At 51.5% G+C, this 23,794-nt stretch carries 9 protein-coding genes and 1 CRISPR repeat array; of the genes, 7 read left to right on the plus strand and 2 right to left on the minus strand.

Annotated elements, in window-relative coordinates:
• Nucleotides 1–133: 133 nt before the first annotated feature.
• Both WJM45_RS08305 and WJM45_RS08310 read right to left on the minus strand, forming a co-directional pair.
• Nucleotides 134–706 (minus strand): DNA-3-methyladenine glycosylase I, encoded by a 573-nt coding sequence (locus WJM45_RS08305; RefSeq protein ID WP_341328484.1) that lies wholly within the window; start codon nucleotides 704–706, stop codon nucleotides 134–136.
• A 45-nt stretch (nucleotides 707–751) separates the two neighbouring features.
• Nucleotides 752–1,618, minus strand: a complete 867-nt coding sequence (locus tag WJM45_RS08310) for a WYL domain-containing protein (protein WP_341328485.1) — start codon at nucleotides 1,616–1,618, stop codon at nucleotides 752–754.
• Nucleotides 1,619–1,716: 98 nt separating this feature from the next.
• Here WJM45_RS08310 and cas3 point away from each other — a divergent pair, with 98 nt between their 5' ends.
• The 7 genes from cas3 (at nucleotide 1,717) to cas2 (ending at nucleotide 9,794) form a co-directional block, all read left to right on the plus strand.
• Nucleotides 1,717–4,020, plus strand: a complete 2,304-nt coding sequence (gene cas3, locus WJM45_RS08315) for a CRISPR-associated helicase Cas3' (protein WP_341328486.1) — start codon at nucleotides 1,717–1,719, stop codon at nucleotides 4,018–4,020.
• A gap of 247 nt (nucleotides 4,021–4,267) precedes the next feature.
• Entirely contained in the window at nucleotides 4,268–4,999 is a 732-nt protein-coding gene (gene cas5c, locus WJM45_RS08320; RefSeq protein ID WP_341328487.1) for a type I-C CRISPR-associated protein Cas5c, read from the plus strand.
• Nucleotides 4,989–6,755, plus strand: a complete 1,767-nt coding sequence (gene cas8c / locus WJM45_RS08325; RefSeq protein WP_341328488.1) for a type I-C CRISPR-associated protein Cas8c/Csd1 — start codon at nucleotides 4,989–4,991, stop codon at nucleotides 6,753–6,755. The genes cas5c and cas8c overlap by 11 nt, the downstream gene beginning before the upstream one ends.
• Complete coding sequence (cas7c, locus tag WJM45_RS08330; RefSeq protein WP_341328489.1) at nucleotides 6,755–7,702, plus strand: type I-C CRISPR-associated protein Cas7/Csd2; 948 nt, start codon at nucleotides 6,755–6,757, stop codon at nucleotides 7,700–7,702. The genes cas8c and cas7c overlap by 1 nt, the downstream gene beginning before the upstream one ends.
• A gap of 99 nt (nucleotides 7,703–7,801) precedes the next feature.
• Nucleotides 7,802–8,458 (plus strand): CRISPR-associated protein Cas4, encoded by a 657-nt coding sequence (gene cas4 / locus WJM45_RS08335; protein ID WP_341328490.1) that lies wholly within the window; start codon nucleotides 7,802–7,804, stop codon nucleotides 8,456–8,458.
• Nucleotides 8,455–9,489: a type I-C CRISPR-associated endonuclease Cas1c gene (gene cas1c / locus WJM45_RS08340; RefSeq protein ID WP_341328491.1), complete on the plus strand. Its 1,035-nt coding sequence runs from the start codon at nucleotides 8,455–8,457 to the stop codon at nucleotides 9,487–9,489. The genes cas4 and cas1c overlap by 4 nt, the downstream gene beginning before the upstream one ends.
• A gap of 14 nt (nucleotides 9,490–9,503) precedes the next feature.
• Nucleotides 9,504–9,794, plus strand: coding sequence for a CRISPR-associated endonuclease Cas2 (gene cas2, locus WJM45_RS08345; RefSeq protein ID WP_341328492.1), 291 nt, complete (start codon nucleotides 9,504–9,506; stop codon nucleotides 9,792–9,794).
• Nucleotides 9,795–9,974: 180 nt separating this feature from the next.
• Nucleotides 9,975–23,627: a CRISPR direct-repeat array (repeat unit 37 nt; unit sequence GTATCTCCCGGCCAAACAGCCGGGAGCGGATTGAAAC).
• Nucleotides 23,628–23,794: the final 167 nt, after the last annotated feature.

Here is a 23,794-nt window from a genome sequence, read left to right on the forward strand (position 1 = left end):
CCGCCCCGAACGTTTTCCGGTTCCCATAGTCCTCCGTGAGAATCCATATTTTGGCAGGACTTTGACAGGACGGGGTTTTATAACCCCGTCCTGCTAAGGTAAACATAATCACCTTCTCGTAACCGGAAGTCTATCAATCCGAAATCCGCGCAATTTCCCCATAACGGAAACAATCGACAGTATGATCGTTAACCATGCCGACCGCCTGCATGAACGCATAACAAATCGTCGAACCGACGAATTTAAAACCTCGTCTTTTCAATTCTTTACTGAGCCGATCCGATAAAGGCGTATTCGCCGGCAACTCGGCGTGCGTCCGCCACGCGTTCCGGACTGGCCGTCCGTCGACAAAATCCCATAGAAACGCATCGAAACTCCCGGTTTCTTCTTTGACATTCAAAAAAGCGCGTGCATTAGTCACAGCGGCATTCACTTTGAGCCGGTTGCGTATGATGCCCGGATTCTCCAGCAACTCCGCGATTTTTGCCTCATCATAGCCGGCCACCGATACCGGATCGAAATTATCGAACGCCGCCCTGAAATGATCGCGTTTTTTTAAAATCGTCGACCAACTCAAGCCCGCTTGAGCGCCCTCCAAAACCAAAAACTCGAACAACAGGCGGTCGTCATGCACCGGTACGCCCCATTCGCGGTCGTGATAGTCCTCTTCAAGCGGGCTGGACAAAGCCCATCGGCATTTATTCATGTAAATTGAAAAATCTGCTTAGGTTTTAAGGAGGGATACCGAGCATTAAAAAAAGATAAAATCCTTGATCTCATCGCGATTCAAAAGCACGATTTGCTGCTCCATCGCTTCCCGATGCAGATCGTCCTTGCCGATTCGCATACTCAAAAGAAAATACGACAACAAGGCAGCCCGAATTTGAGTGACGCATTTACCGTCGACCATCCCGAAATCGCGCTCGATCACGCTTTTTTGCGCTTTGTTCAATCCCGGATGCGGACCGATTTCGATAGTCAACCACTTGTTCCACAAAGTGTCTGTGAAAGGAGGTTCGTCAGCCTTACCCAAAATAGAGACGCTATGAATACGTGCAAGAACGAAATCGCGGTAGTCGTTGTGAGTTACGCTGAAAGACCGAACGTGCCAACGCAAACCGTCGAACACCAAAGTATGAGGGTTGATTTGCAAAGTCTTAGGCTTAGGACTGGACAACGATTGATATGAAATCTCCAGCTCGAATTTAAAACGCACTGCCTGCACAACGCCGCGCAAAACTCGCGCATCAATTTGCCGTGCCAATGGATTGACGATTTCAACGGTTGGAAGATTGCCGACTAATGCGATCAAGGTTTCGTAACCGTTTTGTTGCTGTAATTTTAAAACCTGTAACAGCTCGCCGGTCGTTCCATCCATGAAACCGGGTTTGAACGAATCGTCGACCACATAGCGTTTCAAATACTTATCGTAACGAATATTTCCCGGGCACAGCGATTGATAAAGCGTCAAATCCTTCGAAGCCTGTACCCGACTGATGCCGAAATAATTAATCAACGTACCGGTCGAAATTTCGCCGCTCCAAAACACCGTTGCTTCCAGCAAAGTTAATCGATGACGCTGTTCCCATTTTAAATTCGGTTGCAAGAGATTACTCATGGTGTTAGAGTCATGAAAACTAAATTTATATATTAATTGGGGAATGGTTAAGAACTCTATCAGTAGCTTAGCAGGTATCAAGCGTAAGGGCAGGGCAGATGAAAAAATATTTTGCGCATAGTGGGAATGATTTCGGGAGTTGGCATTTGTTGAAAGAGCATTTGGAATCGGTCTCGAAATTAGCACATTCCTATACCGGAGGCTGGCGGGGTGAAGAGGAGGCAGCTCTAGCCGGATTGCTGCATGATTTAGGCAAATATGGCGATAGATTTCAAAATCGTTTACAAGGGCACGACCAGGGGCTTGATCACTGGTCGCAAGGCGCCTTTTTGGCATTGAAAAAATACGGATCGATAGCTGCCTCGATTGCAATACAAGGCCATCATATCGGCTTGCAAAGCCTTCAAAAAGAAGACTTGAAAAAATTAATTCCAGACAACTTGGCGAAATATCATCCGCAAAATTTACAGTTGAGCGATTCAGACATCGAACGATTACAAAACCGGCTGCATCAAGATGGCTTAGCCGCAAATAAACCAGTATCGCGATTATTTCCTCATGGGGTTGGTGAGTCGCAGGCGAGAATCGATAGCATGCTGGATGTTCGGCGGGTTTTTTCGGCATTGGTCGATGCGGATTTCATCGATACCGAAGCGCATTTTAACGGCGATGCAAATGGGAAAGCCCACCGTAAACCGGGACTCAAACTCAATGATGATGGTATAGCGCCTGCGGCATTGAAAAAGCTTTGCGACTCTATTGACGCTAAATCAGCCTTAGCCGATCAGGCTTCGGCGTTGCAGCAAGTCCGCCGACAATTATTGAATTCTTGCTTAACTAATGCTCGGCAATCAACAAGCATATTTACATTAACGGCGCCGACCGGCAGCGGTAAAACATTGAGCATGTTGAGCTTTGCTCTACAACATGCAATCCATAACAATCTGGAAAGAATCATTCTGGTGATTCCCTATTTGAGTATCATCGAGCAGACAGCTCAAATATATCGGGAAATCTTTGCCGAATTCGGCCCCGATTTCGTCCTGGAGCATCACAGCATGAGCGGTCTCGGCGAGGAAACTGCCGAATCCGACGCCGAAGGTTGCGAAGAGCGAGAACGCCAACTCAGACGGCAGCGCTTGTTGTCGGAAAACTGGGATGCCCCGATTGTCGTTACGACCAGCGTCCAGTTTTTGGAATCGTTATTTTCGAATAGGCCTTCCGCCTGCCGCAAAATCCATCGCATTGCCAACTCAGTGATATTATTCGACGAAGTGCAAACCCTACCGACTGATCTGGCGATTCCGACTCTGGCGGCGCTCAGTCATATCGGACATAGTTGGCAAAGCAGTGTCGTATTTGCCACTGCGACACAACCGGCTTTCGACCATCTCCACGCTGCGGTTCAAAAACAGTGCTCGTTTGGTTGGCAACCGACCATGCTCGTTAACGAGCATGGCGCTATGTCGAATGCCTTACGTCGTGTTGACTATGACTGGTTAGACGAAAAGCCGACCTGGAATGAGTTGGCGGCAATGTTGAATGAGCAAACGCAAGTTCTATGCATTGTCAATCTCAAGCGACATGCACAAATGCTTTGGGAAGCATTCGAGACGACGGACGAACTGTTTCATCTTTCCACGAATCTTTGCCCATTACATAGACAACAAGTTTTGAATGAAGTCAGGCAACGGTTGAAGGATGACCGGCCATGCCGCTTGATTGCGACACAGTGTATCGAAGCGGGTGTCGATGTCGATTTTCCTTTGGTATATCGCGCCTTTGCGCCGTTGGATGCCATCATTCAAGCGGCAGGGCGTTGTAATAGGGAAGGAAAATTGAACAAGGGGAAAACTATTGTCTTCACTCCCTGTTGCGACGGGAGGCTATATCCCGGCAAAACCTATGAGCAAGCATCCTCAGTAACGGCTAGCTTGAAACATGACTATGGCGAAGCTTTCGATCCTTATGACCCGAAGATTATTGAGCAGTATTACCGGCGGCTTTATACAGTGGCCGCACCGGAACAGCTCGGCAGACGGTTGAACGAAGCCGTTCAAGATTTAAATTTTGTCGATGTCGCAAAGCATTACAAGCTAATCAACAACGATACGATCAATCTGGTCGTACCTTACGATAGAGAGCTTTACGAGCAATTACGGGAACAGGCCGCAACAGAAGGGCTGACTTCGAAATGGGTCAAACAAGCGCGCTGTTTGAGTATCAGCTTGTATCGCCCCAAACCGGATGATGTGATTTGGGATAGCCTGGTGCCTGTGCAAGTTTTCAGAAACGGTCGGCACAGCCGAAAAGAAGATTGGTTTATCGTCAATCAAATTGAAGATTACGATGCGAATTTAGGCTATATCAAGCCCGATCACCTTAATCTGTATATTGCTTGAGTCTGCACAGATGGCTGAGGTCATTTATACCTGTCGGAGATCAAAATTCGGCACCGGGATGCCCGTCAAAGGACGCCGTGAATACGTCCATGTAGGCTCTATGCCAGCTCCATGCTGGCAAAGCCTTTGCCGAGCACCCCGGTGCCTCCTAAGGCACTGCCGAAATTTGAAGTGCGAAAGGTATATAAAGTTCGCATTTAATCATGCAATCGTTGCGAAATACCCGTTTTATTCATGAGGAGCGTATGTGAAAAATAAAGTTCATTGTTTAGAAGTATGGGGCGATTTGGCCTGTTTCAGTCGACCGGAAATGAAAGTCGAGCGTTATAGCTATCCAATCATCACGCCTTCAGCGGCGCGCGGTATTTTCGATGCGATTTATTTCAAAAAGGAATATGACTTTTATTGGCAAATCGAAAGTATCGAATTGCTTAAGCCGCCTAAGTACATTGCGTTGCGGCGTAATGAAGTCAAAGACAAAATATCGGCGTCGGAAGTGCAAAAGTGGATGAAGGGAACCAAGGCAATCACGCCGCTATGGGCAGACGGAACGCGGGACGAGTTGGGTACCGATCAAAAAGGTCGGACACAACGTCAAACGATGGCCTTGAAAAATGTCAGGTATCGAATTCATGCCCGTATACATAGTAGGGATGCCAAGGCAAATCTGAATGCCATGAACGCCCAGTTCGAGCGTAGAGCCTCTCAAGGCAAATGTTTCTATCAGCCGTATTTCGGCTGTCGGGAATTTCCGGCATTTTTCGAATTGGTCCAAGACGATTCTGAAACAATGCCTGTCGATATCGACTTGGACTTAGGCTGGATGCTTTATGACGTTTTCGATCTAAGCCGAGCCAACGACGCTCAAGCCAAGCCGGCGATCAGCGTTTTTCATGCGCAACTGAAAAGCGGCGTGATGCAGGTTCCCGATTACGAGAGCGAGGCTGTGCGCAAAACGGAGAATGACAATGTTGAATGAGGTATTGGCTCATGCCGAACGAGCCGGCATCAAAACCGAGCCGGGTTTCAGTGTCAAATCCGCGAAATGGGCGATTGTGATAGGCAAACAAGCCGAAATTACCGGATTGATATCGCTGGGTGACGGCCAAAACGGCCTTGAATTCGGATGTTGTCCCGATCTTTCACCAAGTGAAATGATTGCCGGCAGCCTGACGCGAAGCCAGTTTTTGATAGAGTCGCTGGCCGTTGTAGCCTTTTATTACAAGGAAAAAGCCGACGAGAAGGAAATTGAAAAATATCGAATCAAGCATGACTATTTTATCGGTCTTTTAGCACAAGCAGCTTCCGATTGCCCTGAATTGGCAAGAGCCGCTGCGGCGCTGAATAGTTCTGAAGAGTTGCAAAAGCTGGCAAATTTCATCAATAACAATCAACCTAAACCCAAACCGACCGATTCGGTGACCCTATTGATCGAAGATAGCTTTCCCTTGCACTCGACAACTTGGCATGACTGGTGGCGAAATCACCGAGCGGGCGGAAACGGCAACGATGTCGATAAAACCCAAAACAAGGACTTGATGCGTTGTGTGCTGACCGGCAACACGATAGTGCCGGTCGATACGCATCCGAAAATCAAAGGGTTGTCCTCGGTCGGCGGGTTGGGGATGGGCGATGTCTTCATCGGTTTCGACAAGGAGGCATTCCAATCATATGGCCTCGACAAATCGGCCAATGCCGCGACCGATGAAGTCACGGCAAAAATTTACGCGGAAACCTTTAACCAACTGATCAATCGGCAAAGTATTCGCTTGATCAATGGCTTGGCTGTTTATTGGTTCGGTCGTGAATTGGCGAATCCGGACGACGATTTATTCGCCGAATTGGAAAGCCCTACCGAACCACCTGCCGGGCAGTCAACTAGACCCAAAGCAATGCTGAATGCTATAAACGACGGACAACGTCCCGATTTACTGGAAAATTATTACTATGTCATGACTGTGTCGGGGCAATCCGGGCGTGTCATGGTCCGCGATTGGCAGCAAGGCCGGCTGACCGAATTACTGGAAAACGTCAATGCCTGGTTCGATGATTTACAAATCATTGCCCGCGACGGCGGACAGTTAGCGCCACCCTCCAAATTTTTGGCCGTGGTCGGCAGCTTGGTTCGAGACCTGAAAGATGTACCCGCGCCGCTGATCAACGATCTTTGGCGCACCGCACTCAACAAAAACAAGCCGGTATCGAATTCGGCATTTGCCCAAGCCTTGATGGCAACGCGCAAAGCCGTCATCAACGAAGAAGCCCAAAATCATGCCCGTATGGGTTTGCTGAAAGCCTACCACATCCGAAATAAAGGAGATTGCTACATGAATACTCAACTCAATCCGGGACATCCGAGCCCGGCCTATCAATGCGGGCGTTTGCTTGCAGTGTTGGCCGATTTGCAATATGCCGCACTCGGCGATGTCGGCGCGGGCGTCGTGCAGCGCTACTACACGGCAACCAGTCAAGCGCCCGCGTTACGCATCGGTCAACTGATGAGCAACGCCAAAAACCATCTGAACAAAGTCGGCGGCGGTTTGGCCTTCGAATTCGAAAATCGTATCGGCGAAATCATGAGCGCCATGACGCAAATTCCTAAAACCCTCGATTTGGAACAACAAAGCTTGTTCGCATTGGGTTATTACCAACAACTAGCCGACAACAGAGCGCGCATGGCTGAAAACAAGGCTAAAAAACAAGCAAAACAAAATCAAGCAGACGGAGAAAAATAATGAGCATAGAAAACCGTTACGAATTCTTATTCTTATTCGATTGTGAAAACGGAAATCCGAACGGCGACCCCGATGCCGGCAACGCACCGCGTATCGATCCGGAAGATATGTACGGTCTGGTATCCGACGTCGCGTTGAAGCGGCGAGTTAGAAATTATGTGCAAATCGCAAGAAATAACCTGCGCCCCCATGCGATTTTTATCGAGCATGCGACCAATCTGAATCGGCCGATAGCCGAGTCTCATTTAGAAGCCAACAGCGAAATACCCGAAAAAGGAAAAGCCTCAAAGGACAAAGTCCGCCTGGCAAAAGAATGGATGTGTAAGAATTTTTACGATGTCAGAACTTTCGGCGCCGTAATGTCGACAGGCGCCAATGCCGGACAGGTTCGCGGCCCGGTTCAGTTCTCGTTTGCCCGGTCGTTGGATAAAGTGTTGCCTTTGGATATTTCCGTGACACGAATGGCGGTAACCGAGGATGTCAAGGGCGCCAAGGATATAGCAAGTTATAAAGCTTGGGAAGATGCACAACCTGAAGATCAGTTACGCACGATGGGACGTAAGAGTTTGATACCTTACGGCCTCTATGCCGCTAAAGGTTTTATTAGCGCAAATTTAGCGCAAGAAACCGGGTTCAGCGAAACGGATTTGGAGTTGCTATGGGACGCCCTTCTCAACATGTATGACCACGACCGCTCGGCCAGCAAGGGAATGATGTCCTGTCGCGGCTTGTACATATTCAAGCATATCGGTACCGATAGCGATCTGGAACAACGGAAGAAACAAGCGATATTGGGCTGTGCTCCGGCTCATAAACTGCTCGATTTGGGCGGTATCATTGACATTAAAAAACGAGAAGGGGTTGAGACGCCGCGCAAATTCACCGATTACGAGGTAACGGTCAATAAAGATCGTTTGCCGGTTGGTATCGAGCTCATTGCCAAATAATCGTGATGAGAATATCTCCCGGCGCGAAGGCCGGGAGTGGATTGAAACCACTGACGCACTGGCCGATTAGAAAGATGACGTCTTTAACCGCTTCACAATATGACTAATAGCCTAGCCGATTTGATTGAAAAAATACCGCTTTCCGCGTTGAATCAATACGTTTATTGCCCAAGGCGCTGTTATTTGATACACGCGGAAAGCGAGTTTACAGACAATGTTCATACCGAAAGCGGAAGCCGCGAACATGAACGCGTTGATACTTTGCTTCATGAGGTCAAACAAGATGTGCGCATCGAGTTCGCACTACCGGTTTGGTCGGACCGATTGGGTTTGACCGGGCGATGCGATGTCGTGGAATTTCGTCCGGACGGCATCGTTTATCCGGTTGAATACAAGCATGGTAAGCGAAAAAGATGGCTTAATGACGATCTGCAATTGACTGCTCAAGCCTTTTGCTTGGAGGAAATGTTGAATGTCTCGGTATCGTTCGGAGCGATCTACCATGTTCAGTCTCGACGGCGCCGTGAAGTCGATATCGACGACGAATTGCGGAAAACGACCGAGAGTATGATCGCTGAAATCAGGTTACTACTCGAGCAACCCCAATGCCCGCCGCCGATCGCCGATACAAAACGTTGTCCGGAATGCTCATTGAACAGCCTTTGCCAACCGGAACTTATCCACGAGACTCGGCGAATAAAGTATTGGTCCGACCAGTTATTCGACGTTTCCGAAGAAGAATGGGATTTTCAATGAAACAAGCGCTTAATACTCTCTATGTGACAACCCCGGAAGCTTATTTGCGGTTGGAAGGCGAAACCGTATGCGTAATGATCGAAAAACAAAAAAAGATGCAAGTACCGCTGCATCATCTCGGAGCTTTTGTCTTATTCGATAATGTCATGTTGAGCCCCGCGTTGTTAGGGCGTTGCGCCGAGGATGGCCGCAGTGTTGTTTGGCTGAATCGATCCGGGCGCTTTCGAGCCCGATTGGAAGGCCCGGTAAACGGCAACGTATTGTTGCGACAAGCCCAATATCGTGCCGCCGACGATCGAGATAAAAGTCTAATGCTTGCGAAGCGTTTTATCGCCGGAAAAATACGGAATAGTCGGCAGTTGTTGATGCGCGGCGCGCGCGACAATAAATCCGAAGCGGAAAAATCTAATCTTGTCCAAGCTTCGCGGTTATTGGCAAGTAACCTGAAAAAATTACCGACTGTGCAAACACATGATGAATTGCGCGGAGTTGAAGGCGACTCGGCCAGAATATACTTTGATGCGTTACCGCAAGTCATCAAGCCATCGGCAAGAGAAACTTTCAACTTTACGACCCGTAACAGGCGCCCGCCAAGGGACCCTTTCAATGCTTTGGTTTCATTTCTTTATGCATTAGTGTTGAGTGATTGTAGATCGGCTTTGGAAACCGTCGGTTTGGATCCGCAGTTGGGTTTTTTGCATGCGGCACGACCGGGCAGACAATCGCTTGCGTTAGATCTTTTGGAAGAATTTCGAGCGCCTCTGTGCGATCGGTTGGCATTGACGTTGATCAATCGTGAGCAATTGAACGCGAAGGATTTTGATAAGAGGGACGGCGGCAGCGTGCTTCTGAACGATAAGGGGCGAAAAACCGTAATCGGTGCATTTCAGACACGCAAGCAGGAAGAACTGAGCCATCCCGTCTTGGATCAGACTATGCCGATCGGTTTGCTTGCGCAAATCCAGGCGCGTTTGTTGGCGCGCTACCTTCGAGACGATGTTGAGGATTATGTGCCGTATCTACAGCGTTAAAGGGGAACTTCATCATGCTGATATTGATCACCTACGATGTTTCGACCGAAACCAGTGAGGGCAGACGCAGGTTGAGGCGAGTAGCCAAAACATGTTTGAATTACGGGCAACGGGTACAAAAATCAGTTTTCGAATGCCAGGTCAGTACGATGGAAATGGCGAGGTTGAAAGATCAGTTGTTGGACATCATCGACCTTGATGAGGATAGTTTGCGCATTTATCGGATAATCGAACCCCTTGATAAAAACCGGGAAGAATTCGGTAATAGTAAAGCGACCGATTTTGAAAATACGTTGATTGTTTGAATTCCGCGAACCTTGAGTAATGGAAAAAACCAGTAGGTTTCGCGGCTATTCTAAGGTAATGAAGAATAATGAAAATGTGCAACGAAGAGATTTTCTGGAGATGAGATTCCAATTAAAAAAAAGTCATTTCGCGCGATCGAATCAAATTAGCTATAATCTTCATGGCCTTATACAAAGGCCGTATCTCCCGGCCAAACAGCCGGGAGCGGATTGAAACCTTATTTTGTATTCTTTCTGCTCTTTCTTAACATAGTATCTCCCGGCCAAACAGCCGGGAGCGGATTGAAACATTTCATGATGTGCTTCTCGATCATAGCGCAGGTGGTATCTCCCGGCCAAACAGCCGGGAGCGGATTGAAACATCCCGAAAATGAAAGTGTAAACAACCGACCTGAGTATCTCCCGGCCAAACAGCCGGGAGCGGATTGAAACTCATAGCGTGTTTTCCTGATGTTCAGTCGCAGTTGTATCTCCCGGCCAAACAGCCGGGAGCGGATTGAAACACTCAGAACGCCGGCGCCCCGGTCGAGACCAAGCAGGTATCTCCCGGCCAAACAGCCGGGAGCGGATTGAAACTGTCGTGACTGGTCCGCGCGGATTGGCTGATGTCGGTATCTCCCGGCCAAACAGCCGGGAGCGGATTGAAACAATAAGATTTTAATCATTAATTTTTACCGGTCATGGTATCTCCCGGCCAAACAGCCGGGAGCGGATTGAAACAGTACCCAGCGCGTAAACTCGCCGGACCCGTCGGTGTATCTCCCGGCCAAACAGCCGGGAGCGGATTGAAACCCGACACCTGCGCTATGATCGAGAAGCACATCGTGTATCTCCCGGCCAAACAGCCGGGAGCGGATTGAAACATTAATAACAGTTATTTCACCATCACAACCGATGTGTATCTCCCGGCCAAACAGCCGGGAGCGGATTGAAACTTAATAATGAAAGGCTATATAATTCAAGATGATGTATCTCCCGGCCAAACAGCCGGGAGCGGATTGAAACAATGGACAAATAGAAAGATGCGTAATGACTGCATGTATCTCCCGGCCAAACAGCCGGGAGCGGATTGAAACTGAAAAATATTTCGCTTTCGATGAGACACTTATGTATCTCCCGGCCAAACAGCCGGGAGCGGATTGAAACATCAGGACCGCGATGCCAATGACGCCGGCGACAACGTATCTCCCGGCCAAACAGCCGGGAGCGGATTGAAACTTACACCACCTACAGCAACATGCACTAATGGCCAGTATCTCCCGGCCAAACAGCCGGGAGCGGATTGAAACATCTTCTGAGACGACTACCCGCGTGACTTCCTCGGTATCTCCCGGCCAAACAGCCGGGAGCGGATTGAAACATCGAGCAAGCGTTTAAAAATCTCGGTGTAACCTGTATCTCCCGGCCAAACAGCCGGGAGCGGATTGAAACGGCGAACCGCGCGCATTTGCTTTAGCTCATCAATCGTATCTCCCGGCCAAACAGCCGGGAGCGGATTGAAACTCTCCAGTACCGTCGATAAATCCGCATCCAGCCGCTGTATCTCCCGGCCAAACAGCCGGGAGCGGATTGAAACGCTGTAGAACTCGGCCCATTGCGCCAGGTTGTATGTATCTCCCGGCCAAACAGCCGGGAGCGGATTGAAACATTGACGGTAGTCGAGCGGGGCTATGCGCTGGGGTGTATCTCCCGGCCAAACAGCCGGGAGCGGATTGAAACATCCAAGTCTAAATCCCCCCCTTTTGATTCTGGGTGTATCTCCCGGCCAAACAGCCGGGAGCGGATTGAAACATCGATCCACCAAGACGCTTTGGTTTGGTCTTTGGTATCTCCCGGCCAAACAGCCGGGAGCGGATTGAAACACAAAATGGCACGCTGGTTTCACTGGGCTCCCATAGGTATCTCCCGGCCAAACAGCCGGGAGCGGATTGAAACTTCAGCGTATCCCATTGCGCACGGCTAAAACGGTGTATCTCCCGGCCAAACAGCCGGGAGCGGATTGAAACACTGCGAAAACAGACCCTGACACAACAGGCAAAAAGTATCTCCCGGCCAAACAGCCGGGAGCGGATTGAAACATACACCGCGTCAGGTGTCCTTGGTGCTCAACGGGTATCTCCCGGCCAAACAGCCGGGAGCGGATTGAAACCCAGCACTAACGGCAGCGCTACAACTTCACAATCGTATCTCCCGGCCAAACAGCCGGGAGCGGATTGAAACATAAATATGCTGTAAATCCAGGTGGGTCCTGTATGTATCTCCCGGCCAAACAGCCGGGAGCGGATTGAAACAAAACGCCCGGTTAACCGCGGAACTCCGCGCCATGGGTATCTCCCGGCCAAACAGCCGGGAGCGGATTGAAACATTATGGGAACTAAAGTTCTCTTAGTCAAGCCATGTATCTCCCGGCCAAACAGCCGGGAGCGGATTGAAACTCAACTCCGCCAGCATGGCGGGGTCGTAGTCGTGCGTATCTCCCGGCCAAACAGCCGGGAGCGGATTGAAACACCAAATACCGGCAGCCCGAGCTGCCGTTTGATGGTATCTCCCGGCCAAACAGCCGGGAGCGGATTGAAACATGCAGCGGCTATGGCCGGAATATTACGCAAAATGTATCTCCCGGCCAAACAGCCGGGAGCGGATTGAAACGCCGAACAGCTCGTTCAAGCGCTGTTTGCCGAGCGTATCTCCCGGCCAAACAGCCGGGAGCGGATTGAAACGAAAAACCATAGCGGGCAGCGATCCGGAACCGCCGTATCTCCCGGCCAAACAGCCGGGAGCGGATTGAAACTTAAACGGGTCGGCGCTGGCTGCGCTGCTCATCGGTATCTCCCGGCCAAACAGCCGGGAGCGGATTGAAACGCTGGCCCGAGAACAGTGCCCGGACATCGCCGCGGTATCTCCCGGCCAAACAGCCGGGAGCGGATTGAAACCCGCAACCCGAAGAGTCAAGCGTTATGCGTCATGCGTATCTCCCGGCCAAACAGCCGGGAGCGGATTGAAACGTAGGTCAGAGACCTGCTGTTCGGCGGCCTGTATAGTATCTCCCGGCCAAACAGCCGGGAGCGGATTGAAACTCGGTACGCCTCGTTTGGATCGGTGCCAGGTTCCGTATCTCCCGGCCAAACAGCCGGGAGCGGATTGAAACATAATTTACCCAACGATTTACCCAGGCATAAAAAGTATCTCCCGGCCAAACAGCCGGGAGCGGATTGAAACCTCACGGTCCGTGCGCTTGTGCCCGACAGCAATCGGTATCTCCCGGCCAAACAGCCGGGAGCGGATTGAAACTAAGACGGGTTTTAGTTTGGCATTTTGCAACAAGGTATCTCCCGGCCAAACAGCCGGGAGCGGATTGAAACATCTGGAGGCGATCTATGAATTGTTCGCCATTAACGTATCTCCCGGCCAAACAGCCGGGAGCGGATTGAAACTTTTTAGAGATAACCGCCCATTTTGCAATCACCGGTATCTCCCGGCCAAACAGCCGGGAGCGGATTGAAACCGGCTTACGGTTCACAGTCCGGTGAACTTATAGAAGGTATCTCCCGGCCAAACAGCCGGGAGCGGATTGAAACAGGTTCCATAAGGTTTATTTTGTCGATGTCGAAATGTATCTCCCGGCCAAACAGCCGGGAGCGGATTGAAACTCTTGGTGCGTTAATAGGTGTAGTCATGCAATATAGAGTATCTCCCGGCCAAACAGCCGGGAGCGGATTGAAACGCGAAGATTCAGGAAGGATTAGCCAAGATTACATTGTATCTCCCGGCCAAACAGCCGGGAGCGGATTGAAACTCGTCTTTTGCCTGTTCCGCTCAACAACCTTCCGGTATCTCCCGGCCAAACAGCCGGGAGCGGATTGAAACTTCAAGCAACCTTTAATGGCGAACCACACGGGCGAGTATCTCCCGGCCAAACAGCCGGGAGCGGATTGAAACCTCGCTACCAGCGAGATCCAGAGCGATTTTGTGAGTATCTCCCGGCCAAACAGCCGGGAGCGGATTGAAACTTCGTTGCTACGATGATAAGGCAATCACTAGCAATGTATCTCCCGGCCAAACAGCCGGGAGCGGATTGAAACATTTCGATTGAAACCGCCAAGAAAGCTGAGTCATGGTATCTCCCGGCCAAACAGCCGGGAGCGGATTGAAACACTAATACCGCTGCTACGGGTGTTTTTGCGCTCATGTATCTCCCGGCCAAACAGCCGGGAGCGGATTGAAACCTAGCGCCGACATGAAGAACGGTGCACCACCGATGTATCTCCCGGCCAAACAGCCGGGAGCGGATTGAAACTTGCCGCTGCACGTCCAGACGTTGGCCCAGTAAGTGTATCTCCCGGCCAAACAGCCGGGAGCGGATTGAAACCGTGTTGATGGTGCCGAATATGCTGCATCTTATGTGTATCTCCCGGCCAAACAGCCGGGAGCGGATTGAAACCGCCAGTAAAAACGGCCCTCAGTGTACGTTGAAGCGCGTATCTCCCGGCCAAACAGCCGGGAGCGGATTGAAACAGCTCGGCTTCTGCTTCGTCCGGTCTTGCTGCATGTATCTCCCGGCCAAACAGCCGGGAGCGGATTGAAACCTTTTCGGGTAAGCCTTTGCCTGAAAAGCCCTTAAGTATCTCCCGGCCAAACAGCCGGGAGCGGATTGAAACAAATCGGCAGCCGCCGGCGCATCACCGACATAATGTATCTCTCGGCCAAACAGCCGGGAGCGGATTGAAACAATCACTGGACGCTGTACAAGTGGATCGGCGAGGCCGTATCTCCCGGCCAAACAGCCGGGAGCGGATTGAAACATGCGCGGTGGCGGCATGGTCCTATCTAAAATACGTATCTCCCGGCCAAACAGCCGGGAGCGGATTGAAACCTTGCCTTACAATTTTTAAAACATCGGTAAACGTATCTCCCGGCCAAACAGCCGGGAGCGGATTGAAACAATCAGCGATTGATTAACGCCAAAATTGGCATAGGGTATCTCCCGGCCAAACAGCCGGGAGCGGATTGAAACCTGAACGACATGCACGGTTTCAATGCGCCGCAAGAGTATCTCCCGGCCAAACAGCCGGGAGCGGATTGAAACATGGTCGCACGATATGTCAATCTGTGCACCCGGGTATCTCCCGGCCAAACAGCCGGGAGCGGATTGAAACATGCACGGATACGGCGCTGGGGAATGAATGAAACGTATCTCCCGGCCAAACAGCCGGGAGCGGATTGAAACAAGTCGGCGCTAAAGCACAATGCCGCTGCCGTAAGTATCTCCCGGCCAAACAGCCGGGAGCGGATTGAAACACCAGCTGGATGTTTCGTCTTTTGCCGGTTCCGCTCGTATCTCCCGGCCAAACAGCCGGGAGCGGATTGAAACGATATTACCCCTGTCTACGCCTTTTCCGTGCGCGGTATCTCCCGGCCAAACAGCCGGGAGCGGATTGAAACATTGAGCCGGAAAACAAATCCGCAGTTCAGGCTGCGTATCTCCCGGCCAAACAGCCGGGAGCGGATTGAAACAAACATTTACAACAATAGGCTAAACCAATGAGCGGTATCTCCCGGCCAAACAGCCGGGAGCGGATTGAAACCTATTTTCCCTGTCGCTTGATTGCCCTTGTCAATGTATCTCCCGGCCAAACAGCCGGGAGCGGATTGAAACTTTCTCCGGACTGAAACATCACATCGACAATCCGCGTATCTCCCGGCCAAACAGCCGGGAGCGGATTGAAACACTAACACATTAATCAATGACGTGGTGGTCAGATTCGTATCTCCCGGCCAAACAGCCGGGAGCGGATTGAAACATGTTTAGCTCTCCGGGACCGGATAATAGGAACCTGTATCTCCCGGCCAAACAGCCGGGAGCGGATTGAAACTTGGAGCCGGTTAAGTTTGCCGTTATCGATCTCGGTATCTCCCGGCCAAACAGCCGGGAGCGGATTGAAACTTGTGAGCGTAGTTCTTTCGCCATGATTGCCGAGTATCTCCCGGCCAAACAGCCGGGAGCGGATTGAAACGCTTTAAAACCGTCGAGTTGATAATCAATGCCAGCGTATCTCCCGGCCAAACAGCCGGGAGCGGATTGAAACAGTTTACGCCGGTCGCAGACGGTACGATTCGCCAGCGTATCTCCCGGCCAAACAGCCGGGAGCGGATTGAAACAGTTGATTATACCGTAAAGTCAACGATTCATAAACCGTATCTCCCGGCCAAACAGCCGGGAGCGGATTGAAACGGCTTCGACAACGAGCAATGCGGAATTATAGCGATGTATCTCCCGGCCAAACAGCCGGGAGCGGATTGAAACATCCCTCAGCTTCGGTCCGCCGCGCGTTTTTAGGAGTATCTCCCGGCCAAACAGCCGGGAGCGGATTGAAACGTTGTTCTTGAGTGCTTGCGACAAGTCCAGGCAGAAGGTATCTCCCGGCCAAACAGCCGGGAGCGGATTGAAACAATGGCAATTGATCTACAAGATTGACACTCTCATGTATCTCCCGGCCAAACAGCCGGGAGCGGATTGAAACTTTAATTTCAATTACGTTTGTTACATGGTTTGGCAGTATCTCCCGGCCAAACAGCCGGGAGCGGATTGAAACGTAGAACCTGAAAACAAAGCCGCAGTTCAGGCTGCGTATCTCCCGGCCAAACAGCCGGGAGCGGATTGAAACTCCTCTTTGGTTAATTGATTTTAACTAATAGCAGTGTATCTCCCGGCCAAACAGCCGGGAGCGGATTGAAACTATAAGCCAGCGTAACCACGAAAGGGTCACAGAGGGTATCTCCCGGCCAAACAGCCGGGAGCGGATTGAAACTTGAAACGGCTTAACAGCGCACACGCCGCGCCGCGGTATCTCCCGGCCAAACAGCCGGGAGCGGATTGAAACACGCGCCTCTGCTTCACCGGCTAATCTTCTATATTGTATCTCCCGGCCAAACAGCCGGGAGCGGATTGAAACTACCCAGGCAAGATCATCTTCGGAAGCCATTTGAGGTATCTCCCGGCCAAACAGCCGGGAGCGGATTGAAACAAATTTCTTAAATGACGGGTATCTTGCATCTATCGTATCTCCCGGCCAAACAGCCGGGAGCGGATTGAAACTTAGCTTGCGTGTTAGCATCGTCGGTAATTTCATGTATCTCCCGGCCAAACAGCCGGGAGCGGATTGAAACATGATGATACCAATTCGGCGTGGCGAGTTTAACGGGTATCTCCCGGCCAAACAGCCGGGAGCGGATTGAAACATCAACGGGGCAGCTGTACTTAATGCGCTTAAAAAGTATCTCCCGGCCAAACAGCCGGGAGCGGATTGAAACACTGAGGGGTTTGATGCGGATCGACGCGCGGCAGTCGTATCTCCCGGCCAAACAGCCGGGAGCGGATTGAAACCTTAACCGGTATAGGCATGGAGCCAAAAAAGTCGGTATCTCCCGGCCAAACAGCCGGGAGCGGATTGAAACATACAGCGTTGCGCTATCGGCTAGAGCGATACGCGTATCTCCCGGCCAAACAGCCGGGAGCGGATTGAAACTTGTTGGGTAAAAAGATACGCTAACGTATTAAATGTATCTCCCGGCCAAACAGCCGGGAGCGGATTGAAACGTTTATCTGTGCGGAACATCAGCTATGATCTCCGCGTATCTCCCGGCCAAACAGCCGGGAGCGGATTGAAACGTCAATTTCATAAACAAAAAGTTTACAGGTTGACGTATCTCCCGGCCAAACAGCCGGGAGCGGATTGAAACCCTTCTCGCGTCGCAATAGCCGTGCTGGTATGCGGTATCTCCCGGCCAAACAGCCGGGAGCGGATTGAAACACATCGGGCATCGTTGCCAGTTGGGGGCCGGCTGTGTATCTCCCGGCCAAACAGCCGGGAGCGGATTGAAACACCGTAACCGATCACCCGGCCAATGCCAATAGTCGAGTATCTCCCGGCCAAACAGCCGGGAGCGGATTGAAACCCGGACGGCGATGCGCGATATACCGACGCGATGTTTGTATCTCCCGGCCAAACAGCCGGGAGCGGATTGAAACTTTGCTGAACGGGCAAGCAGCATCGGGCTTGGTGCGTATCTCCCGGCCAAACAGCCGGGAGCGGATTGAAACACAGTATGATTTCGACAACATTTCTAGCGCTGCCGTATCTCCCGGCCAAACAGCCGGGAGCGGATTGAAACTGAGCGTTTTGCGCAGTAGGATCAGCGTTATACGGTATCTCCCGGCCAAACAGCCGGGAGCGGATTGAAACTTTCATCTTCAAAACCTCTTAAATAACAACGGCCGTATCTCCCGGCCAAACAGCCGGGAGCGGATTGAAACATAAGCTCGATAATAGTTTGTTCCTTTATAAACTGTATCTCCCGGCCAAACAGCCGGGAGCGGATTGAAACCTAAAAGGTGAATCGCGAAAAACAAAAAGTAATAGTATCTCCCGGCCAAACAGCCGGGAGCGGATTGAAACTACGATAAGGCGTATGAAATGGAAAACGGTAAAGGGTATCTCCCGGCCAAACAGCCGGGAGCGGATTGAAACACTTCTATCTCTACACCGTTGATGGTTCCTGTATTGTATCTCCCGGCCAAACAGCCGGGAGCGGATTGAAACAGATCGTAACTGACAATCAGACATTGCACCGTTTGTATCTCCCGGCCAAACAGCCGGGAGCGGATTGAAACTATTGGTGCCGATGGCCGGCACTACCCGCCTCTTTCGTATCTCCCGGCCAAACAGCCGGGAGCGGATTGAAACATTCACAACCAAGGCCGAGTCGAGGCTGCTGAAAGTATCTCCCGGCCAAACAGCCGGGAGCGGATTGAAACTCATTCAGGTTGCCGATTCTGGAATGGTCACGATCGGGTATCTCCCGGCCAAACAGCCGGGAGCGGATTGAAACTTATGTCCGGGGGTAAGCTATGGTGACCGGATTTGTATCTCCCGGCCAAACAGCCGGGAGCGGATTGAAACATTCGCCTTGACTAACCCACCCAGGCCAACATCAAGTATCTCCCGGCCAAACAGCCGGGAGCGGATTGAAACAGCAATTAAATCGACAGCGCAGACCATCCGCGCCGAGTATCTCCCGGCCAAACAGCCGGGAGCGGATTGAAACATCAAATAAGGTAATAATACCCGTTATTTTACCAGTATCTCCCGGCCAAACAGCCGGGAGCGGATTGAAACATAATCGGGCAATCACGCAGACTTGAATACGATGGTATCTCCCGGCCAAACAGCCGGGAGCGGATTGAAACAGCAAACTTGGCACCGAAGCCGGAAGAACTCCACGGTATCTCCCGGCCAAACAGCCGGGAGCGGATTGAAACACATTGGTGCCATTGTTGCAGTCGAACAGGCGTGAGTATCTCCCGGCCAAACAGCCGGGAGCGGATTGAAACCTCAAAGGATGGAAGTTCGGTTGCACCAAGCATCGTATCTCCCGGCCAAACAGCCGGGAGCGGATTGAAACATTTCCGGTCGTGTGGTTCGTGATAATGAGATAACGTATCTCCCGGCCAAACAGCCGGGAGCGGATTGAAACTTGACTTCGAGCGGTTTGTTCTTATCGCCTTGCAATGTATCTCCCGGCCAAACAGCCGGGAGCGGATTGAAACCCTGAATGTGTTGCGGGCAAAACTAAAACACTACGTATCTCCCGGCCAAACAGCCGGGAGCGGATTGAAACACGGTCAAGAAGGCCAAAAAAGAAGAAATTCGACGGTATCTCCCGGCCAAACAGCCGGGAGCGGATTGAAACTCATCCGTCCGGAACGTATTTTCGCATCGGCGAAGTATCTCCCGGCCAAACAGCCGGGAGCGGATTGAAACTTTGATATCGCCCCAGGACGTGCGAATGCCGACAAGTATCTCCCGGCCAAACAGCCGGGAGCGGATTGAAACCTTAATGAGCATGTTGTCATAACCAGTACCGACGGTATCTCCCGGCCAAACAGCCGGGAGCGGATTGAAACCCGTATTCTCCCGCTGTACCAGACGTCGTATCCATGTATCTCCCGGCCAAACAGCCGGGAGCGGATTGAAACTTTTGGTGGTTGCGCCGCAAGGAGTATCGTGAACCGTATCTCCCGGCCAAACAGCCGGGAGCGGATTGAAACGTCCGTCAAGCCGGCTCGTAATTACAAGTTCCTGAGTATCTCCCGGCCAAACAGCCGGGAGCGGATTGAAACAGCAATAAAAAAATCCGTCAATTGATCCCGTTCCTGTATCTCCCGGCCAAACAGCCGGGAGCGGATTGAAACGTTGAAACTTCAACCCAAGAGGGCGATTTATATCGTATCTCCCGGCCAAACAGCCGGGAGCGGATTGAAACTCGAACATTCGCGGTCTTAACTCGATTGATCGAGTGTATCTCCCGGCCAAACAGCCGGGAGCGGATTGAAACAAGCGACTCAAGCTTGAAATCTCGACGATCAGGGGTATCTCCCGGCCAAACAGCCGGGAGCGGATTGAAACTTGAAATCCGTTGTCGACCGACTGGAAAATATGCGTATCTCCCGGCCAAACAGCCGGGAGCGGATTGAAACACAGAAGGCGGGTGTGTCTACACTATTGAACGAAGTATCTCCCGGCCAAACAGCCGGGAGCGGATTGAAACAATCAGGTACAACATTTCTTCCTGGATATTATCGAGTATCTCCCGGCCAAACAGCCGGGAGCGGATTGAAACTTTAACAATGATGGGCCTAGTTTTGAGCGCGTCAGTATCTCCCGGCCAAACAGCCGGGAGCGGATTGAAACGTCCATAGTCGCCCAATGTCGGACTTCCAGCCGGTGGTATCTCCCGGCCAAACAGCCGGGAGCGGATTGAAACACCAGTCGATTGAAATTTGTGATGTACTCATCAAGTATCTCCCGGCCAAACAGCCGGGAGCGGATTGAAACATTTCGCCGGTACTCTTGGTAATTCCAATTCAGAGTATCTCCCGGCCAAACAGCCGGGAGCGGATTGAAACCTATGATTTATAGTTATCTTTCACCTTGGCATTTGGTATCTCCCGGCCAAACAGCCGGGAGCGGATTGAAACAAATTCCGACGGCCTTTCCTTTGTTGTTGTCGTGCGTATCTCCCGGCCAAACAGCCGGGAGCGGATTGAAACATTTGTATTTGACTCATTAACCCAGCTCTTTGACGGTATCTCCCGGCCAAACAGCCGGGAGCGGATTGAAACGTGACACACGTCAATGACAAACCGCTCAAATCGTGTATCTCCCGGCCAAACAGCCGGGAGCGGATTGAAACGATTAAAGGAGTTGATATGTCTTATTTCATAGAAAGTATCTCCCGGCCAAACAGCCGGGAGCGGATTGAAACCCGCATTACGAGTTAATCAAGCACCTCGTCGGCGGTATCTCCCGGCCAAACAGCCGGGAGCGGATTGAAACGTCAGAAATTACAACGAAGGCAGGGGCGCAATGGATGTATCTCCCGGCCAAACAGCCGGGAGCGGATTGAAACTCTGATGCGTGTTTTATTCGTATAGCTATACGCGCGTATCTCCCGGCCAAACAGCCGGGAGCGGATTGAAACCCGGAACCGATCAAACCGGATCCGGAACCCGAGCGTATCTCCCGGCCAAACAGCCGGGAGCGGATTGAAACTCAATTCCGAGACGGAAAAAAGCCAGTCTTGACCGTATCTCCCGGCCAAACAGCCGGGAGCGGATTGAAACGAGTATCTGCTCGAATACAAGGCGCGTACGGTATCGTATCTCCCGGCCAAACAGCCGGGAGCGGATTGAAACGGTGTAGATCGTGCCGTTGCGGTCGTCGAAGGTTGTATCTCCCGGCCAAACAGCCGGGAGCGGATTGAAACCCAGATTGCGCAGCGCACGCGCGGCGGCCTGGCCGGTATCTCCCGGCCAAACAGCCGGGAGCGGATTGAAACCTTTTGTTCTGCTCATGTGCAAAAATCCGTAAAGTATCTCCCGGCCAAACAGCCGGGAGCGGATTGAAACACTCAGAACGCCGGCGGGGCTGAGCAAGCACTACAGTATCTCCCGGCCAAACAGCCGGGAGCGGATTGAAACACCGATGTCGATGTCGTCGAAACCGTTTTCAGCGGTATCTCCCGGCCAAACAGCCGGGAGCGGATTGAAACGAAGAATATTTACAAATGATTAACCCTATCGACCGGTATCTCCCGGCCAAACAGCCGGGAGCGGATTGAAACCGTCAAGGCAAGAAATACAAGGGGTTGCCTTATAGAGTATCTCCCGGCCAAACAGCCGGGAGCGGATTGAAACGTCAGCTCCATGGACGATCTCAACAAAGCAGTAAGCGTATCTCCCGGCCAAACAGCCGGGAGCGGATTGAAACGATAACGGCTACACCGCAGCTGATGCCGATTTCAGTATCTCCCGGCCAAACAGCCGGGAGCGGATTGAAACAATATACTCAGGTGTCCACAATGCCATGATTACAGTATCTCCCGGCCAAACAGCCGGGAGCGGATTGAAACAGCTTAGGCGTTATACGGATAACACCGTTTCCGGTGGTATCTCCCGGCCAAACAGCCGGGAGCGGATTGAAACGTTGAAGCGGCATACTTTAATGCCTGGATCGCCGGGTATCTCCCGGCCAAACAGCCGGGAGCGGATTGAAACGTTGATCTTCAGCAGTACGATTCAATTACAGAGTATGTATCTCCCGGCCAAACAGCCGGGAGCGGATTGAAACCACGTTGCTGCATCCTGAGTGCGGACGATTTTTTGTATCTCCCGGCCAAACAGCCGGGAGCGGATTGAAACATAGACGAACTTGGCCGAGATCAAGGAATAGAGATGTATCTCCCGGCCAAACAGCCGGGAGCGGATTGAAACTCAACGCCGCCAGCGGGTTTTCAAACCCTAGCATGTATCTCCCGGCCAAACAGCCGGGAGCGGATTGAAACAGTTCAACGTCTTGACGTAAACGCCCCAGAGCATCGTATCTCCCGGCCAAACAGCCGGGAGCGGATTGAAACAAATTCGGCTGCTGCCCTTCCCGTGCCCGTTTCAGTATCTCCCGGCCAAACAGCCGGGAGCGGATTGAAACATAGTCCAAATATGAGTTCCGACTTGAACCGGAGAGTATCTCCCGGCCAAAAAGCCGGGAGCGGATTGAAACCACAAAGTTTAGCCGCCGCGTACAGGTCGCCTTGGGTATTTCCCGGCCAAACAGCCGGGAGCGGATTGAAACTTTACGGCGCTGGACCATTGTTGGAATTTGGCCGATGTATCTCCCGGCCAAACAGCCGGGAGCGGATTGAAACATAAATCGACAGCAACTGGTCAGCATACTGAATCGGTATCTCCCGGCCAAACAGCCGGGAGCGGATTGAAACTCCAGTATGGTGCTGCGAATATTTCTGCGGCGGGGTATCTCCCGGCCAAACAGCCGGGAGCGGATTGAAACAGTTGTATTAGTCCGTCGATGTTTTTCCAGGCGTGTATCTCCCGGCCAAACAGCCGGGAGCGGATTGAAACAGTCGACAGAAAGCGCAGCTCGGCGCCGTTGGACGTATCTCCCGGCCAAACAGCCGGGAGCGGATTGAAACCCGAAATTCCCACTAACAGTCGAATGAACGCTTAAGTATCTCCCGGCCAAACAGCCGGGAGCGGATTGAAACTCGCTCAGTTGCGAGGAATCGATTACGCCACTGGTGTATCTCCCGGCCAAACAGCCGGGAGCGGATTGAAACCGCTTCGACTCACCGTTTGCCAGCGCAAGCTATGTATCTCCCGGCCAAACAGCCGGGAGCGGATTGAAACATCCGCGTAAAACGCCTTAACACCACGCAATAAAGTATCTCCCGGCCAAACAACCGGAAAAATATAGTTAATCAAAGAGTTGTCGAAAGTAGTCGATTCCACATAAAAAAATGGAAGAAAATAGTGCGAATCTAGTTGAAATAAAATGATTTTTTTGAATCCTTTGGTAGAATACGCGCCGATCGTCTTTGCGCCGTTATCGTTTCGAGTTAGATAGGCTGTTTGCGTTTTAAAACAG

It is taken from the genome of Methylotuvimicrobium sp. KM2 (assembly GCF_038051925.1).
In the GTDB taxonomy this organism is placed as follows: domain Bacteria; phylum Pseudomonadota; class Gammaproteobacteria; order Methylococcales; family Methylomonadaceae; genus Methylotuvimicrobium.

What these genes read in the sequence shown, in the direction of transcription:
- cas1c (WP_341328491.1), top strand. Translation starts at nt 8,455, where the DNA reads ATGAAACAAGCGCTTAATACTCTCTATGTGACAACCCCGGAAGCTTAT.
- cas2 (WP_341328492.1), top strand. Translation starts at nt 9,504, where the DNA reads ATGCTGATATTGATCACCTACGATGTTTCGACCGAAACCAGTGAGGGC.
- cas3 (WP_341328486.1), top strand. Translation starts at nt 1,717, where the DNA reads ATGAAAAAATATTTTGCGCATAGTGGGAATGATTTCGGGAGTTGGCAT.
- WJM45_RS08305 (WP_341328484.1), bottom strand. Translation starts at nt 706, where the DNA reads ATGAATAAATGCCGATGGGCTTTGTCCAGCCCGCTTGAAGAGGACTAT.
- cas4 (WP_341328490.1), top strand. Translation starts at nt 7,802, where the DNA reads ATGACTAATAGCCTAGCCGATTTGATTGAAAAAATACCGCTTTCCGCG.
- cas7c (WP_341328489.1), top strand. Translation starts at nt 6,755, where the DNA reads ATGAGCATAGAAAACCGTTACGAATTCTTATTCTTATTCGATTGTGAA.
- cas8c (WP_341328488.1), top strand. Translation starts at nt 4,989, where the DNA reads ATGTTGAATGAGGTATTGGCTCATGCCGAACGAGCCGGCATCAAAACC.
- WJM45_RS08310 (WP_341328485.1), bottom strand. Translation starts at nt 1,618, where the DNA reads ATGAGTAATCTCTTGCAACCGAATTTAAAATGGGAACAGCGTCATCGA.